Annotated in this window: 15 protein-coding genes and 1 pseudogene; 2 read left to right on the forward strand and 14 right to left on the reverse strand. The window is 46.3% G+C overall.

What is annotated here, in order from left to right:
* Nucleotides 1-2: 2 nt before the first annotated feature.
* The 12 genes from BLQ13_RS19730 to BLQ13_RS19785 all read right to left on the reverse strand — a co-directional run bounded on the left by BLQ13_RS19730 (nt 3) and on the right by BLQ13_RS19785 (nt 11,979).
* The gene (locus tag BLQ13_RS19730) at nt 3-851 is read right to left on the reverse strand and encodes an FkbM family methyltransferase (protein ID WP_167375793.1); all 849 of its coding nucleotides are present in this window, start codon (nt 849-851) and stop codon (nt 3-5) included.
* A 38-nt stretch (nt 852-889) separates the two neighbouring features.
* The gene (locus BLQ13_RS19735; protein WP_090923295.1) at nt 890-1,702 is read right to left on the reverse strand and encodes an ABC transporter permease; all 813 of its coding nucleotides are present in this window, start codon (nt 1,700-1,702) and stop codon (nt 890-892) included.
* 4 nt (nt 1,703-1,706) lie between these two features.
* Nucleotides 1,707-2,516, reverse strand: a complete 810-nt coding sequence (locus BLQ13_RS19740) for an ABC transporter permease (protein WP_167375794.1) — start codon at nt 2,514-2,516, stop codon at nt 1,707-1,709.
* Entirely contained in the window at nt 2,494-3,498 is a 1,005-nt protein-coding gene (locus BLQ13_RS19745) for an ABC transporter ATP-binding protein (protein WP_090923301.1), read from the reverse strand. Before BLQ13_RS19745 ends, BLQ13_RS19740 begins: the two co-directional genes overlap by 23 nt.
* Before the next feature lie 32 nt (nt 3,499-3,530).
* Nucleotides 3,531-4,709 carry a radical SAM/SPASM domain-containing protein gene (locus BLQ13_RS19750; protein ID WP_090923302.1) on the reverse strand — a complete coding sequence of 393 codons (1,179 nt, stop codon included), beginning with the start codon at nt 4,707-4,709 and terminating at the stop codon, nt 3,531-3,533.
* Nucleotides 4,710-4,751: 42 nt separating this feature from the next.
* Nucleotides 4,752-5,840, reverse strand: coding sequence for a radical SAM/SPASM domain-containing protein (locus BLQ13_RS19755; RefSeq protein WP_090923303.1), 1,089 nt, complete (start codon nt 5,838-5,840; stop codon nt 4,752-4,754).
* A gap of 27 nt (nt 5,841-5,867) precedes the next feature.
* The gene (locus BLQ13_RS19760; RefSeq protein ID WP_090923408.1) at nt 5,868-6,983 is read right to left on the reverse strand and encodes a UDP-glucuronosyltransferase; all 1,116 of its coding nucleotides are present in this window, start codon (nt 6,981-6,983) and stop codon (nt 5,868-5,870) included.
* 44 nt (nt 6,984-7,027) lie between these two features.
* Complete coding sequence (locus tag BLQ13_RS19765) at nt 7,028-8,386, reverse strand: ATP-grasp domain-containing protein (protein WP_090923304.1); 1,359 nt, start codon at nt 8,384-8,386, stop codon at nt 7,028-7,030.
* Nucleotides 8,383-8,634, reverse strand: a complete 252-nt coding sequence (locus tag BLQ13_RS19770; protein ID WP_090923305.1) for an acyl carrier protein — start codon at nt 8,632-8,634, stop codon at nt 8,383-8,385. The genes BLQ13_RS19765 and BLQ13_RS19770 overlap by 4 nt, the downstream gene beginning before the upstream one ends.
* A 513-nt stretch (nt 8,635-9,147) precedes the next feature.
* Nucleotides 9,148-10,200, reverse strand: coding sequence for a hypothetical protein (locus tag BLQ13_RS19775; protein WP_090923306.1), 1,053 nt, complete (start codon nt 10,198-10,200; stop codon nt 9,148-9,150).
* 49 nt (nt 10,201-10,249) lie between these two features.
* On the reverse strand, nt 10,250-11,743 hold the full coding sequence (locus BLQ13_RS19780) for a class I adenylate-forming enzyme family protein (RefSeq protein WP_090923307.1): 1,494 nt from the start codon (nt 11,741-11,743) through the stop codon (nt 10,250-10,252).
* A complete protein-coding gene (locus BLQ13_RS19785) occupies nt 11,740-11,979 on the reverse strand; it encodes a phosphopantetheine-binding protein (protein ID WP_167375795.1) in 240 nt (79 codons plus the stop codon). Before BLQ13_RS19785 ends, BLQ13_RS19780 begins: the two co-directional genes overlap by 4 nt.
* A gap of 234 nt (nt 11,980-12,213) precedes the next feature.
* Here BLQ13_RS19785 and BLQ13_RS29205 point away from each other — a divergent pair.
* Nucleotides 12,214-12,368: pseudogene (locus tag BLQ13_RS29205) on the forward strand (IS256 family transposase); the annotation flags it as partial.
* 525 nt (nt 12,369-12,893) lie between these two features.
* On the forward strand, nt 12,894-14,231 hold the full coding sequence (locus tag BLQ13_RS19790) for an MFS transporter (RefSeq protein ID WP_090923409.1): 1,338 nt from the start codon (nt 12,894-12,896) through the stop codon (nt 14,229-14,231).
* A 225-nt stretch (nt 14,232-14,456) separates the two neighbouring features.
* Here BLQ13_RS19790 and rlmD read toward each other — a convergent pair whose 3' ends face one another.
* On the reverse strand, nt 14,457-16,187 hold the full coding sequence (rlmD, locus tag BLQ13_RS19800; RefSeq protein ID WP_090923310.1) for a 23S rRNA (uracil(1939)-C(5))-methyltransferase RlmD: 1,731 nt from the start codon (nt 16,185-16,187) through the stop codon (nt 14,457-14,459).
* A 311-nt stretch (nt 16,188-16,498) separates the two neighbouring features.
* Nucleotides 16,499-17,383 carry a diacylglycerol kinase gene (locus BLQ13_RS19805; RefSeq protein ID WP_090923311.1) on the reverse strand — a complete coding sequence of 295 codons (885 nt, stop codon included), beginning with the start codon at nt 17,381-17,383 and terminating at the stop codon, nt 16,499-16,501.
* Nucleotides 17,384-17,696 lie beyond the last annotated feature (313 nt).

Here is a 17,696-nt window from a genome sequence, read left to right on the forward strand (position 1 = left end):
TATCACCCAGCCGATATATGCATCTGATTCAACGCGTACACATTGAAGTAATTGGGGATATTCAAGTCTTCGTAGTAATCGATCACAACATTGAAGCCGTTGGTTCGGAAGATGTTCTCAAGCCTGCTGATCTGTTCTCCGTCCAGTCCGTGTACCTCCATTACAATTTGCCTGATTTTGCCCCAATCCTCCGGCTCTATTCCTTCCAGCACCTCAAATTCACTTTTTTCCACGTCGATTTTGAGCAGATCAATGGCGTTCATATCGTAATAATGGATCATTTCAGAGATCGTAGTTAGCTTACATCGATGGATTTGTTCATTCAGAAACTTCGGCGACATCAGTTGATCCACAAACCGGTTTAACATGCGCGGGTCGTCGAAATGATCCCGGTAATGGTTGATTAACCCGTATCGGAGATCCTGATCGTGGTTCTCCCGGTATCTGATCTGGACAGAATCCGTGGACATCGTGGGGAAATAGGCAAACTCCGCTTCCTTGATCTCATTGGAAAGTCCGACGTTAACTGTTATTACGCGAGGCAGCGAGCTCGTATTCATCTCCAAGAGCTTAAACGTCGGAGGCAGTGGCTCAAAGGCATATACCCTGCAATTGCTCTTGCTGCTGACATACAGGGTGAACATGCCGATATTCGCACCAACGTCCATGACCGTGCCATGATCCGGGAGCGTAATCCCGTGTTTGAAATACATCTCCTTCTGGAAAATCTCGTTGTAGAGGAACTCGGTCTCGCCTTCGTTGTTTTGATAGATTTCGATCCCGTTGTGCAGCCGCTTCTTGGCAGTAGTCTCTGTCTGCGGCGAAAAGCTCTTGAACTCCATCTTGCTCATGCACTTCACCCTCTCAACCATTTGTTATTAGCATTTCTCTAACTGCTGGCACTCTCATAGTGTCTGACAGCCAGCTTCCAGAACAGCCTGACGACCAGAAGCGATATCACAGGAGCTACAAAAATCCATATCCCAAGGAAGAAGTCCAAGCGGTCGATCAAATAAATCGACGGCATGTTGGTAATAAACAAGATAGGCACGACATACAGCCCTATCCTCTGTAGCCATTTGGGGTATATGTACATTGGCATATTGTTGAAATCCCAACACTTATCAATTATGTCAAAGATCGAACCGGACTTCACTGTCCAGAAAGCAAGAATTTGCGGAAGCAGAAGCACCGAGTAGGTCACGATCGTGCTACTCAAGATTACGCCGATATATCCAGCCACGTGCATGAAACTTGGCTCGATGCCAAGCCGCCGCCAAGCCACTACGATCATCGTGATCCCGGCGATCAGGTTCGGAATCGGGAACGCGTAGTTAACGTTTCGGAATGAAATCATGAACTGCAGTGATAGCGGCTTCGTCATATACAAGTCCAGCGTTCCGTTGCGGATATGGCCGGAAAATCTATAAAAGTTATCCATAAACAATCCGGTATAGATTGCGATCATAATCGTATAGGTCCCGGTGAAGATCATCATCTGGTCAGGAGAAATTCCATTAATTTCGATCCCCAGCTGGAAAACGAAGATGACATAGATCAGCTTGGAAAACAGAAATACGGTCTCCATGATCAAACCGGAGTAGAAGTTCGCTTTGTATTCCATATAACCGACCAAACTGTTCTTTGCGAAAATAAAAAACATACGTACGTGCTTCCGAATCTCACTCAAGCGGATACTCACAGATCTAACCTCCAACGGCTACATATTTCTTCATCCCGGAATCCCAAGCCAACTTGGAAATGACCAAAAGCACCGTTACCCAAACGGCCTGCAAGAGGAGCCCGCTCACGATCTCATGAACCTCCAAGCTCCCGAGGATGATCTTAACCGGGAAGAATACGACATACTGGAACGGTAAATAGCTGGAGATTGTGGCAAACGTATCTCCGAATATATTAAGCGGAAAGATGGCGCCGCTGAGCAGATAGACGCCTTGATTGAACGCGATATACACGCCCCAAACCTCAGTAATGATGAACGCGAGCGCACTAATCGAATAAAAAAGCAGGAAGTTGATGAGCATTCCAAACAAAATACTAACCAGGAACATAACGATCTGCCCCACTCTAAGCTGAAACCCCCAAATCTGAGTAAACACGGTCATCAGTATGACGAATAAGACAAGGACGACCCCGGTCTGAACCGTTTTCTCACCAAAGAAATTGCATATCCGATAGCTGAAATAATGAATGGGCTGAGCGATAAATTTGCTTAGTCCGCCCGTCTTGATGTCATTCGCGATCTCCCCCTCGAAGCCGGCAGAAACCAGCTTGGAGACGACGCCGGACAACACGGAATAAATGATGATCTGTGAATACGTATAGCCGTTAATAATCTCTTGCGGCGAACTGCGGAACACAGCTGTCCAGAGAAAGCATTGGACGAGTATGATAAAGCCGCCGCTGATAATGCCCATCAGGAAATCGGTCCGGTACTCCATCGCGTTCTGAAGCGCAAGGATGTACGTCCTTTTATATTTCTGCAAGGCTTTCATGTCTGACCCCATCTTTCTGATATAAGCTTTCGATGCCTCGCTCGACAGGTATATCTTCAACTGTGAAATCGAGGATCGGGAACCGGTCCAGTATCATTTTGGAAAGCCGCTGGAGGTCATGCTTGTCAATTTCCATGACGGCATTCATGCCGTCATGTTGAGTAATCGTGCCATAGTCGCTCAGCGCTTGCCTCGGCACTTCATCCGTAAATTGCAGCTTGATAATCTTTTTGGCATGCAACAGCTCGTTCACACGCCGAAGATCGCCGTCGTATACGATCCTCCCCTGATTGATGATAATCGCTCGTTTACATAGATCCTCAATATCCGCCATGTAGTGGCTTGTCAGAATGACCGTTGCCTTCGTCTGCTCGTTATAATCCTTCAGAAACTCCCGAATGCGTTTTTGCGAGATCAGATCGAGTCCGATTGTAGGCTCATCCAGGAAAATCACCTTGGGCCGGTGAATGAGCGACGCAATAAGTTCCATCTTCATCCGTTCCCCCAGCGAGAGTCTCCGCACCTGAATATTAAGCAGATCTTTAACATCAAGCATCTCCGTAAGCTCATCAAGAACAAGGTTGTAGGGCTTATCCTCGACCTCATAAATGCATTTGTTCAGGTACAACGATTCGTTCGCCGGTAAATCCCACCACAACTGTGATTTCTGTCCCATCACGATTGAGAACTGCATCTTGAATTCTTTTTTTCGTTCCCAAGGGACATAGCCCAATACCTTCGCTTGCCCGCTTGTCGGATACAAGATGCCGGACAGCATCTTAAGCGTAGTTGTTTTGCCAGAACCGTTCGGGCCTAAAAATCCGACCATCTCACCCTGCTCGATTACAAGGGATATTTCGCTAACCGCTTCTTTGATCAGTGATTTCCGCCTCACTAAATTTTTGAGCGATTTTTTGAGCCCCAGTTCTTTCTCGTAATACTTGAAGCTTTTGGATAACCCCTCCATCTGGATAATACTCACTTGCGCACCTCATTTATGTGAATTTAGTATCGTTATACACCATGCAAATGCAAGACACTGCACTTGGAACAAGCCGGTGTCAGTCGTTCATCCATCATTTCCCTTATCCTTCTGTAGGTCATGCTATGCCATAATTCCTGTACAGACGTATCATGTAATTTGCCGATCTCGAACTCCTTGAAAAATTTGCATGCGATAATTGTTCCGTCGGGCGTAATGTCCATCCGGTTCGAGAGAGCCAGGCACTTCTTGTTCATCGTACCTTTGCCCTTCACCTCTTTGCCGAGCACGAAATCTTCAATCTGGTCATGATCCAGATTCGGCTGGTAGCGTAAACGCATTTTCCAGACCCGATTATTCACCCGGTCCAACTCGCTCATCAAAGCAGGGATACGATCCGGATCAAGCTTGTAGTTAAAGGCGTGCCAGCTTCGTTCGCCCTTGTGCTCGCTCGCCGGAAGGAAGTCGAACTTCTCGTCAAAGTAATTGTCCATTCCCTGCGTGCATTCGTCCGAGATGTACCACGGGAAGCAGACCATGACCATATCTACACCGACGCCCTCCAGAAAGTCCAGCAGATCGTAAAGCTTGTCAGTCATACCATCGTTAACGACGGTATGGATCGTAATTTTGCCCTTGAACCGGTTTTCCTTGCGCAGCTCGACCAGCTTCCGGATCGCATCGATCGCCTTGCTGAATACCCCTTTGCCGCGAAGCGCATCATTCTCTTCTTCGAATCCATCAAGCGCAATGAGCAGCTCCAGGTTGTCGGAGATTCTCAGCAAGGCGTCCAGCTTTCGCTCGATCAGCACCGCGTTCGTACAGATCGTCGTCTCACGAGGATGGGCTTCAAGCAAATCGGCTAAACGGTCGAAATGGCTGTATACGAGCGGCTCGCCGCCCCAGATATAGAGCCTCGACTTGGCTGGTTCCGTCTCAAGGATCAGCTTCTCCAGTAGCCCGTAGTCGAGCTGTTCGCGTTGCTGCTCCGGTGTCATGAAGTGATGGTAGCCGGTGTCATTCCATTGATAGCAATGTTTGCAGCGCAAGTTGCATTGGTTCGTCAGTTTAATCCCGACCGACTCTGGCAACGGTGTCGCGTAACCCGCTATTTTCTCCATGTTCCGCTTGGTTTCCACCGTATTCTTGATCGTACGTTTCAATATTTGCAGATCCTTAGCAGAATGCTTAATCTCAGATTTCGGATTCATATCAACACACCCTTCTTAAACGTAATAGGTCATTCACATGAATCAGTAGATATAATACCTTGAACAAGCCGTACAAATCGGAAGCATATTTTTTTTCATATACGCGCGATACTCTTTGTAATTGTCACTGCGCCAGATATCCAGCAAATTCTCTTCGTTCACGTTGCCGAAGGTCAAATCATAGAAGGCATGGCAGGGCGAAACATCACCTCTTGCCGTAATCTCCGCATAAGTCCATGGAAGGGAGCAGCGTTTTCGTTTATCCGCCATCTGATGGAATTGTCCCGAGAAATAATTATGCAAATTTTCTTCATCTATCGTCTTCGGATAGGTAATCACATCAATACTGTTTTTCAAGCAATACTCTTTAACTTTATTGAGCTGTCTCGTCAATTCGGGAATATCGATCTGGCTGAACGAACTATTGTCTTTCCAGACCATCCCCTTGGCATACGGAGCTTCATGCACGCCGAATTCCTCACGAAGAACCTCCACATATTGGGCATACTGCTCTTCCGTGGCATAGAGCTGCACTTCCATGCTGATATGGTCCAACATCGACAAGTCCATATGCTTAAAGAAAAATTCCTCGACGTACATATAGGTCAAGGGTGTAATGATAAAGGATACACCCATCTTCGGAAATTGCTTGCCTTTGCTTTGCCGGAGCTCATAGAGCTTCTCGATTCCTTTGATTACTTTCTTGAATACGCCTTTGCCCCTCTGCCTGTCGTTGATTTCCTCAGGGCCGTCGAGTGACACCCAGATCTTATTAGGCGGAGTCTCGACTAACATCTCGGCATGCTTCTCAAGCAGTGTGCCGTTCGTGGGGAAGTCCGCTATGCTTCCATAATGATTGATCATGGCGAGAATATCGCTCAGCCAAGGGTACATCAGCGGCTCGCCGCCGAAGAAATCGTAATATGGCTTGCCGGGGCTGCACTCGATAATGATCTTTTTGATCAGCTCCGGGTCCAGCTGCGCTAATGTTTTTTTGCTTTTGTAGGGCCCTTCGAGTCCCCATTCATAACACATCTTACATCGTAAATTGCACTCCTCTAGCAGCTGCAAGACGATCCATCTCGGATAGCTCACCGTATCCTTGGCAACACTCAATTTACTTAAGCTCATCGCATTACCCCTTCTGCCATTGATATCTTAGCTCTTCGTTAACGCAACCCTTGAACAATAGTGATCCACATAATTCGTCCGTTCACCGGGTCTGTTCTTGATCGCTTGATGCATCTCCTTAAGGATATCTACAGAAAAATCCATCTCTCGCCACTTCTCGTAGCGTATTCCAAATCCAAGCGACTCCCACAATTCCAGATTGCTAAGCTCATGACTGCCGAACGGCTCCAGAAGAATAAGAGGCGTTTCGGAGGCAAGCGAGTCGATCAATGTGCCCGCTCCCGGCTTGGCCACGATAGCCATCGCCTCAGAAGCGATGTCATATAACCAATGATGATCAGCCTCAGCGGTATATGAATTCGTATCTTCTCCTGCTATTTCAATGTATGGCGGAAATTCGTGCAGACCGTTCGCGCTCTTCACCCAAGAACACCATTCCGGATCGTTCATCCAATATCGGTGATCGGGATCGGGCTTCGCTTCCTTCCAGTCGTAAGCTACAATATCAAGCCCATAGTTATGACTGGCAAGCTCTGGAATTGTACTTTGATAAGTGCCCATCCCCCAACCGCCGCCATGAACAACAAGCCGCCGCTTCCTTGATTCGAAAGGCAGTGTCGTACCAGGAAGAACCGGGATTTCGTATCGAATTGCCATCTTATCGGTGTCATAGAGACAAGCATTGTAATAATGCTCGTCATACCGGGGATGAAACTTCTTCAGGCTCTTCCAGGACGGAGCCAGATCTGAATCGACGTAGAGCAGGTCTACATGAATCGGATTCGGCAACATCTTCTCCCTATACAAATCCAGAATATAGATCCAGTGTCCGGATAGCGATATGAATTCGTAGCGTTCTTCCGCTTTCCAGGTCTCCAGCAATAGCTCAACCTGGGCATAATCTATACTATTGCGGATATCCATCGGCATGCGAGCCGAAATATTGGCAAGTGCGAAATTACTGTGGTAAGCCGTCCTGCTATCTGCAATATGCTCCCTCTTGTCGTGCTCCAAAAAGCTTTCGAACACGAGCACTTCCGCCTTGATATCCCTTTTCCCGAACTCGCTTGCAGCTAACAGGCCGGGAATATAGAACCCCAGACCGAAACCCGAGCATAGAATCGTTACTTTACGCTTCCCCATAAACTCTCTTCCTCCATCCATGGTTTCAAGCACTTCGGAATACATCAGGGGGCGATCTTGAAGGATAACGACAACAGAACCTCCTTAAGTTTCGCGGACAATCGTTCGTTATCCCCTGTCCCCTCGATCAGCGAATAATACAATCTGCCCTTCACTTGCTTATTCCGGATTCCCTTGCACTCGCTGACGACCTTGTTAATAAAGAGTGTATTCGCGCTTAACGGTAGCATGCCAAACCCTCGATCAGGCTTATATAGAACACCCTCGCGGTCCAGCAATTCCAGCAATTGATCAAATGATACATCCCCTGCAAACTGTAAGGTCGCATGTGTCATACTGCCGGCCGTATCGTGCTTCTCGAGATACCGGTCAACGTAATGCTTGATCAGACTCATTGATTTTCTTGCGTTGACCTCAACAATCGGAACGATACGGCCGTCTCTTAGTAGCATCGAATCGACGCATACGTCGCCGTGATAACCCGACTGATAAAGCTCGCGGGCTACCAGCTTCATTACACCAAAGTACTCTGCTTCGTGTAACGTATGAAGTAGCCTGTCATCGGCTGTATAGGAGCCTTGGTACGCGAAATTGTGATTGACCACTTGCTGCACAGAGACATGACGGTACGCACCGTCCGGATCGATGTGGAATTGGCAAGAGAAATCCAGCTCTTTGAGGAGAAACGGCTCAATAATAAACCGAACCGTTCTTCCCTTTCTGCACTGATCGGCGAGATAAGAGGTAACCCGTTGCAGAATCGCTTCCGACTCGATTAACAAATTCCCCTTCCCGGATACCCCAAACTCATCTTTGATCAGAAAGGGGCCTTGTTTCAGCAGAGCCAAGCCGCTTGATAGCAACTCTTCGTGAGAATAGACCGTCTGGCTGTCACACTGAAGCCCAAGGCGACGGTTCAATTCGGCTGAATACAGCTTAGAATTAACCGTCTGAACCGTCTCGACAGCTGGACAATCCTGTTCCAGCCCGAAACGCGCAGTAGCACGGTCCACTCCCGGAATGACCGCAAAGGGCGATAACCGGGCGCCGTTCAGCCAGTCTGGATCTATGTCACCCACTTGATCCGTTGAGGTGAGCAGGTCGAATATATTGGCGGTTCTGCCTGCGCTTCCTCCATCAGGACTCTCAAGATCGGTTGAATTGGACAGAAATTGGAATCCGATCTCATGCAAATACGCTTTATGAGAAGCGTTCATTCGATAACGGGTAATGAGCCTATCCTGCGCCCCGCAAAAAGGGAAGAGCAGCTCATCCATGGCCATCACGACATTCTCCATTTCAGGATCGTGAACCGACGGCAGTTTGGCTTGATTAGGGTCGCGCCAGAAGCGTTCCGCGTCAAACATCCCGATAATGAGCTCGGACTTGCCTCTATCGTTCATACAGATGCCGTCTTCTGCAGCTCCGAGATATAATTGCAGAAGATTGTAACCGATTCCATGCAATCGAAGTCGAATTGTTCAAAATCGATTTCAATGCCGAAGTTCTCCTCCACCTTCAATAAGAAAGTAATTAGCTGTAAAGAGTCCATCCCCCCGTCTTCCATGATGCTGGAATGCCCATTCAAGCTGTTCTCCAGCTGGGCGTCATCCTTGACTTCGCTTATCATCGCTATGATTTGTTCCTGCATAGGTACCTCCCGTTTAATGGATATATTGACCCTGGTGATAATGGATCGTTCAAGTGAGTGCATTATGCAAACTGATCGCCGGTTCCAAGTCCACGATGGTGGCTTCCGGAAGATTCTTCAAATAAACTGACTGTTCATACGTAAGGTTGGTGAGCGTTGCGTTGCTCCCAAACGAAATAGGAATGGTTCTATGCATGATTCACAAGATGTCGGGTCAAATACTAGGAGAGATTCTTGAGGTGATTGGACTCACTGTGGTGTGGTTGTGCCGGAAAAAGCGCTTGAAGCAATGCGGATCGTTGAAACCTAAGACGGCATTAGGCTGCCAGCAAACGGAATCTTTAAGACAAGAGCAAAGGTTTGGCTTACGCAATACGTTGCATCGCAACGATTATAATCCCAGCATCACTCCCTCCATGAATATGCCCTGTTCACCACGGGCTTCGGGTTAAGGATTCTATTCGAGTGCAGAAGAGATATCCACAATTAACATCATTGGCTCCCGCAACATTACTAATTGCCTACCTTCTTCAGCCATCGTTCAAGGAATATGGATTCTTCATTTTCTATATTCGTAATCAGCGTTTGTAAGTTTTCGGAAATACTCGTATCCCTTGTCAAATTATATTTAATCGCTAGATTCACCAGGATCTTTGCTTTAAGTTCAATGGCTGTGAATTCATCGATATGCTCTTGATTTAATTCAATCAAATGCCGATTATCGTACAAGTACTTGAGTCTTAGCGTCATGATCTTCTTATGATCATAAAGTAAATGAAAGGGTCTTATATCAAGCATAGCCTTATGTTCGGATGTCTCTTTCGCATAATTAAATAGAGTTGTGTATATTTGCATGCCGAAGTCAAGATTATGCCTGTCGCCCCCATAGTTGAACATCTCCCAATACTCCGGCGTTTTGTTAGTGAAATAATTTCTTATCGAATTCACTAGGGTATCTGCACTGAATTTATCCTGATATTGATTATTAAATGTATACAGATAAACCATTTCTCTTAGATAATCATGATTCGTTGTTAGATGATTCATGTCAAACGCTAGATTGAAATCATTAAATGATATCTCAGCCTGACTATATACCCCGTTCTTAAAAAAATCGGAAACATAAAATATCTCTCTATTCAAATCATAGCCGTAAACAAATATGTCATGATGCAATTGAAGTTTATTGTAGCGATCGCTTAGGGGCACGTAGAAATAATTGACCATGGTGTGGACATAGTTATTCGCATTAATATTTTCTATAATAAAATGAATAACAGAGTCCCATTTAGTTGTTACAGTATCTCTATGTATCTTTTGGGTAGTAATCCATTTGCACGAATCCGAAGGCCGCAGCTCATAAGTCACAGGGAAATAAAAATCTCCCCAATGATGTTTATAATCTTTGTTAATGAATAATTGGACATAATTGTTGAATATCCATGGGTGAGCGCACTCGTAATGGGTAAGTATGGACAAGAGATGAGCATGTTGCGTATAGGTTGTAATCATCGGATAACTGACCGGCAATAATTTTCTGCCTAACGTTTGAGTTGAATTTTTCAACCTTTCATTCACCCCTGGTTATTTGGTTAAATGGCTTAAAGATTCCGAATCAGTATATCTCATTTAGCAATAAGTGCTTCGTACTTGCCCTGTCCAGTTTTCCTGTTTTTGTTTTTGGAATGTTATCTATAATCCTCCATTGCCTAGGCACTTTATACGATGACAAATGCAATTTGCAATGTCGTGTCAGTGCATCTATATCAATCAGGCATTCATTAAAAACTTTTAGAAATGCGATGGGAACCTCGCCTAACAGATCATCGTGTACACCAACAACCATGACCTCCTCCACTTCTTTCAAGCCGTACAAAAAATCCTCGATTTCTTCCGGATAGATATTGATACCGCCAGATATAATGATATTCTTCTTTCGACCTGTCAGTATAAGACACCCTGATTCATTCCAATATCCCAGATCCCCTGTCTTTAACCACCCCTCAACAATGGTAGCGTTCGTTAACTCCGGGTTTTTGTAATAACCGAGCATCACATTCGGGCCCTTGACCCAAATTTCTCCGATCGCTGCTCCTTCAACCTCATTCTCTTCTTCGTCAACAAGACGAATCGAAACGTCATTGATGGGTGTTCCACAGGATAAGTAGCGCTCTCCCCGTTCCATCATGCTCACCCGCGGAGAAGCTTCGGTCAATCCATAGGTTTGAATAATGTCCGCATGAGGAAATATAGTTTGAAGATGGTCTACCAATTTCGCGGGAGTCGCCGCGCCGCTAATTACAATACATTCAATGGAATCAAAGGCACCCCAGTTCTTTGTCTGATGGAAATCGGAAACAAAGTGCATCAATTGCGTAGGCACCGCCGAGAATGCCGTGACCGCCTTATTCTGAAACAGTTTAAACGCGGTGCGCGGCAACAAGGGCAAGCTGATAAGTTTAATTCGGGTTCCATATAACATGCAAGAAATCAATTGCGTGACAATCGTAGAACTGAAATGAACGGGCATCGTTACCAGAAACGAATCTTGATTCGTATACCCCACCTTTCCGCCGTGTGCGAGCGCATTCGTTAATACATTCCAATGGGATAACATAACGATTTTAGATTTTCCGGTTGTGCCCGATGTAGGAAGGAGAATCGCACATTGATTGGGATCGGACTGATTGGTTAACGAGATCGACTCGAACGAAGGCATGGGTTCTTGCGATACATCCTGAGCGGTAACCCAAGGAATGTCACAATTTAAATGCGCAGGCTGTGCAGATTTGCTGATAACTAATTTGGCGTCACTGGCATTTAAAATATTTTCAATTTCAGTATTGGATGCCGAATAAGGAATCGGTACTAACACATAACCGCAGAATTGAATGCCAAGCGCCGCAAAAATGAACAAGGGCTCATTATTTGTGTATAATGCAACATGACTTCCAGGCTCAAGCTTAAAATTCTTGCGGATATATAAAGCAATCAAGTAAGCTTCTGTCATCACCTCTCCGTAAGTCCATTGCTGCTTTAGATCTTCAAGGATAATATGATCTTGGCGATTAGAGGCCTCCAGAAATAGACGCTGAATGATCGTCATCATAGCGTTTTCTCAGTCAAATAATTAAGGATTAATCCAGCCGTGGAGAACTTCTCAAATAACAGATCTTCATCAGGGATCGAGATGTTAAACTTCGATTCCACTAAAACAATAAGCTTGACGAAGCCTACGGAATCGATCCCTTGGTCCAACAAACGGGTATCGTGGTCTTCCGGATACTCGATGTCCAGCTCAGCAAAAATTTCGTCTTTCAAGATCAATTCTATTGATTTAGACATCATGTTTCCCCCGTTAGATAATCTTTAGAAAAAGGCTAATTAAAGAGGATCATATACGTGATGAGCAAGTGAGAGTGATTGTGAATAAGTTCATAACGATAAACAAGGTGAATTTGTACTGAAAGAGTTGTTTACAGAGTTGTTTACAGAGTTGTTTGCAGGGATGCTGCAATTCATGTTGGAGGCGGAGTATGACACGATGCAGGACATAAACAGCTTGACGCGAAGAGTACAACGACGGAAATAATTGAGGGTTACCATCGTCAACATCGCAAAGCCTAAAGAAAAAAAGCATTTTCCCAAGCAATGAAGCGTTGCTGAAAATGCTTTACAAAACGAAGAGAAATATCATTCGTAAATGGATAGGTTTAGTACAAAACTGGGACTAAGTCCCTCATCACCTCTCCATTTTCTTCCTCGACGGAATCGAATTATATTGCGTAAAATTTTGCTTGGAGAGCGTTTACACTAGTGATTTACAGCACTAATTGATTGATATATTAAATATAATTACATATATGCCAATTGTCAACAGTTTTGAAAAAGCCCTTTGATGCCCTCAGGAATTTTGTCTTTGCTTGATGGGAGATCACCTTCGGTTAATGCAATCGTGTTTCTTTCGTTTGGCACTACCTACAACAATCTTCCATTAAAATCTTCGAAGAAACCGAGAGCTCACTACGCTCAAAGACTTAAGCTATTATGCTCACCATATTGTGCTAACCTGCTACTACAATGAAAAATGTCTCGGATCACTATGATCGAATCACTAAAAGGGTTGGAATAGCTATCCCAACTTTGAGGGATTGAAGAGTGATTGCGTATATCACTATAATTCAGATATTGGATTAAAGTTAATTTAGATAGCGGCAAGGGTACCGAAAAGGGGGATGCATATGAATCATCACACATCAATGGCTCCGAAACGGCAAAAAAGCCGCTCTGACAGAGTAAATGAGTATGTAAAATCGCCAGAGAAGCAGAAGAAGCTGTATAAAAAAACGTTATGGCTTGTTGTGGTCTCACAAATATTCGGAGGAGCGGGGCTGGCTGCCGGGCTTACTGTTGGAGCGCTGCTTGCGCAGGACATGCTAGGCAGCGACAGCCTTTCCGGTCTTCCCGCAGCTTTGTTTACGCTAGGCTCTGCGGCGGCGGCGCTGATCGTGGGAAGGTTTTCACAGCGATTTGGACGCAGAGTCGGGCTGGCTGCCGGATTTATAGCGGGTGGAGTTGGAGCAACTGGCGTTGTGTTTGCCGCGCTCTGGGATCAAATAGCGCTCCTATTTGTGTCTTTGTTGATTTATGGAGCTGGCACGGCAACCAATCTGCAAGCCCGATATGCGGGTACGGACCTGGCGCTGCCGAATCAGCGGGCCAAAGCAATCAGCACAGCGCTGGTGTTTACGACAATTGGCGCGGTGGCAGGTCCCAATCTGGTAGAGCCGACTGGCCGCATGGCGACCTCCATCGGTCTTCCTGCTTTGTCGGGGCCCTTTATTCTAGCGGCAGTTGCATATTTGATAGCGGGCCTGGTACTGCTGCTGTTTCTTCATCCTGATCCATTTATCGTTGCCAAGGCGATTGACGAAGAGGAAAGATTGAATAAAGGTTCGCAAGTGAAAGACGGCAAAAGTCTTCAGGCAAGGGTAGACACAAGCCGCCCGGAGAGCTCTCATAACCGAAAAGGACTCATTGTGGGGGCAACGGTTATGGTGCTTACCCAAATCGTAATGGTGGGTATCATGGTCATGACGCCCGTTCATATGAAGCAGCATGGTCATGGGCTTGGAGATGCAGGTCTGGTGATTGGCATCCATATCGCATTCATGTATTTGCCTTCCCTGCTGACCGGCGTGCTGGTGGATAAGCTTGGCCGTACCTTTATGTCCTGTGCATCAGGCGTTACGCTGCTGCTGGCAGGTTTAACCGCGGCTTTTGCACCAGGCGAATCCATGGGTTTGCTTATTGTAGCGTTGGCGCTTCTCGGCCTAGGCTGGAACTTTGGACTAATTAGCGGAACGGCAGCCATTATCGACTCCACAACGCCGAAGGTTCGCGCGAAGACACAAGGCACGGTTGACGTTCTGATTGCGCTGGCTGGCGCGTCCGGCGGCGCTTTGTCAGGCATGGTTATGGCTGGCGTTGGCTACTCCATGCTTTCCCTTGCCGGAGGATTGATGTCCCTGCTGCTTATTCCGGTGGTGGCCTGGTCATGGAGAAAAAATTCAACCTCTCATTCTGAAAAGGGGTAAATGCCTAATGTAAGACTGAACGAGTTAATAGAAAAGGAATGCAACATTGAAGAGTCTTTGAAAAACAACAATAATACTTCAGTGTTCACCGAATTAAAACAAATTCTCGAATCATTTTTATCCTTCAGGGAGTTGACTCCAGAGATCTTGCACCGACCCATTAATCGAATTGAAATTAAAGCAGAAGGGTTCGAGAATCTTTTATAAATTCTCGAACCCTTCTGCTTATTCTTTAATCCTAACCAACATCGCCACCGACTCCACATGCACCGTATGCGGGAACATATCCACCGGAGTGACCTCCACCGTGTGATAACCTCCATCTTCCAGCACGCGCAGATCGCGTGCCAGCGTACTCGGATTACAGCTCACGTATACCACACGTTCCGGCTTCATCTCAAGGATAGTATCCAGCAGACGCGGGTCGCAGCCTTTGCGCGGGGGATCAACGACGATGACATCAGCTTCGATGCCTTGTTCCTTCCAGCGAGGGATGACGTCCTCGGAGGCACCCACTTCGAACTTGACGTTCTTCATCTCGTTCAGCATCGCATTGCTACGCGCATCCTCAATGGCTTCAGGCACAATCTCTACCCCATACACTTGATCCGCATGTTGCGCCAGGAAAAGAGAGATCGTTCCGATGCCGCAATACGCATCGATTACGGTTTCTTTGCCGCTCAGTCCAGCGTATTCTACCGTTTTTCCATACAGCACTTCGGTCTGCACCGGATTGACCTGATAGAACGAACGCGGAGAAATTGCAAATTGCACATCCCCGATAAAATCATAGATTACATCTCGGCCCCACAAAACACGGGTCTCATCACCGAAAATAACGTTCGTCTGCTTTTTGTTCACGTTCTGGCAGATGCTCGCCACCTGAGGAATCGCTTCGCGGATACTGCCGATCCACTCGTCTTTATGTTGAATATCCCGGCCATTCGTCACCAGAACGAGCATCATCTCGCCTGTACGGAACGCTTTTTTTACTACGACATGACGCAGCAGGCCGCGGCCAGTTTCTTCGTTGTATGCACTGATGCCGAGGTGGCTGCCGATCTCCTTCACCTTCGCCACGACTTCGTCATTGTGCTCGTGCTGAATAAGACAGGTCTCCATATCGATGATTCGGTGACTTCCTTTGGCATAAAAACCACCTACCAAACCACCTTCGGTTACACCAATCGGCACCTGTGCCTTATTCCGGTAACGCCACGGCTCGTCCATTCCCATCGTTGGCAGTACACGAATCGCGTGTTCTGTATCTTCTTCACTCATGACACCTTCAAGCCGCAAACGAATGCGATTACTTTCGTTGGTTTGCACAGTTTGTTCTTCTATCTGTTCATCGAATGGAGATTGTTCCGAATGGTTTGCCTGAGTCTCATCCTCCACCATCACGTTCAGCTTACCGATCCGCTGCAAATTATCGATCACAAGCTGACGTTTCCACGCCAGTTGGCCAGCGTAGCTCATATGCTGAATCTGACACCCGCCGCATTGATCGTAGATCGGACATGGTGCGGATACACGATCTGGACTGGCTTTGACAATCTCAAGCAACTTGGCGTAGCCATATTGCTTCTTGGTTTTCATGACACGCACGCGCACAGTTTCTCCAGGAAGAGCACCCTGCACAAATAGTGTATAACCGTCCGCACGGCCTACACCCTCGCCGTCATGATTCATGCCGATGATCTCAATGACGGTTTCTTCATTTTTGCTAACGGGCAATCCTTCGATTGGTGCGGATTCACGCGTTCTGCCTTTGGAGCGCACACCAGAAATAGATGCACTGCGTGGCCGCACCTCTTTACCTGAATGACTTGTAGATGGACGAGTTGATTGCATGGATTGACTTGGCTGACGAGAAGCTGAAGCATTCCCTTTCCCTTGAGGAGCAGCCGAATTCCGGCGGTTTTTTCCACGACCGCTGCGGTTCGTATTAGACAACGTACATTCACTTCTTTCTTATATAGTACACCGCCTGCAATGACGGTGAGTTAAATTAATATGTTGACTGTGTTGCATTGTTGATTGTGTTGATCTGAATCGAGTTCGCTCGAATTGAGCTGATCTGAATTGAGTAACCTAGGCTTTTTAAATTGTTTCGATCTGTTTCGATCTGTTTCGATCTTTTTACATCTGTTTCGATCTGTTCCGTAATTTTCATAATCTTAATAAAAAATTTCCTTCTTCACGCCAAAAATAACGTTCCAAAATTCTAACGAATCTCAGAAACGTTATTTCATTGTAACATTTATTTACCGATGGAACAGCTGCAGATGATGCTTTAGATTCGTAAACGTCGCAGGCAACGTGCCGCCTAGCTCACCGTCCAGATTCAGTTGTACATAACCTGGTGAATTGACTTCCATGTGATCCGTCTGGAAATGAACAACCTTTTTGTCGTTCAGATGCTCTCCGCGCAGCGCCAAAGTAACAAGACGAATCATATCCGCCAGATTACACTTGCGTACACCAATGACATCGAACAACCCATCATCAATGGTTGCCCCCGGAGCCAGCTTCTCGAAGCCGCCAACGGAGTTCGTATTGGCAATGAGGAACAGCATGAATTCATCATGAATTTCTTCCTGGCCATTCGCACGAATGATTAATTCCTGCGGGGACAGGCTTGCCATTTTCTCAATCCCCTTCATATAATAGGCCAGTTGCCCGATCATCGTTTTCAAACGACTCGGTACTTCATAGGTCAATTCGGTTAACGATCCACCGCCGGCGATGTTGATAAAATACCTATCGTTCGCCTTGCCCAGATCCAGAGGGCGCGTCTGCTGCTGAATAACCAGATCCACATAATCTTCCCACTGTCTCGGAATGCCGAGCGCACGCGCAAAGTCATTGGTCGTCCCCAGAGGAAACACACCCAGTGGAGGGCGATTGTCCCGCTCAGCCATACCATTAATGACCTCATATAACGTACCGTCTCCGCCAGCAGCAATAATCATGTCGTATCCGCGTTCAATCGCCAGTTCCGCTTCCCGGGTCGCATCGCCTTCCCCCGTTGTAGCATGACACGAAGCCTCAATACCGCCTTGATCCAAACGTTGCAAAATATCAGCTAGACGTTTCTTCATTTCTTCCCGGCCTGAAGTCGGATTATATATTAATCGAGCTCTTTTCATCTGATACGCCACCTATTCCACATTATCCATGAGTCCGAATGTCCTCATCTTCTTACGCTGCATCAGTCCACCAAGGGGCATCATTATAATTAACACAACCATGAACTTTCGTTAATCCTGCCCAAACACTATATATAACTATGCCAGAGGAATGACGTCCCATTCCAAAAGCTATTGCTTCTATCATATCATCAAATGTAAAGATGTCCTAGCCTATTCCAGCCGTGACTTTTTCATAAATCCTAATACCAAAACTTCCCTACCCTAATAAACATCCAAAGTCATCTTGAAACCGATCTTTCCATCTTCTTTT

Origin of the sequence: Paenibacillus polysaccharolyticus (genome assembly GCF_900102085.1) — a bacterium.
GTDB classification, from domain to species: Bacteria; Bacillota; Bacilli; order Paenibacillales; family Paenibacillaceae; genus Paenibacillus; species Paenibacillus polysaccharolyticus.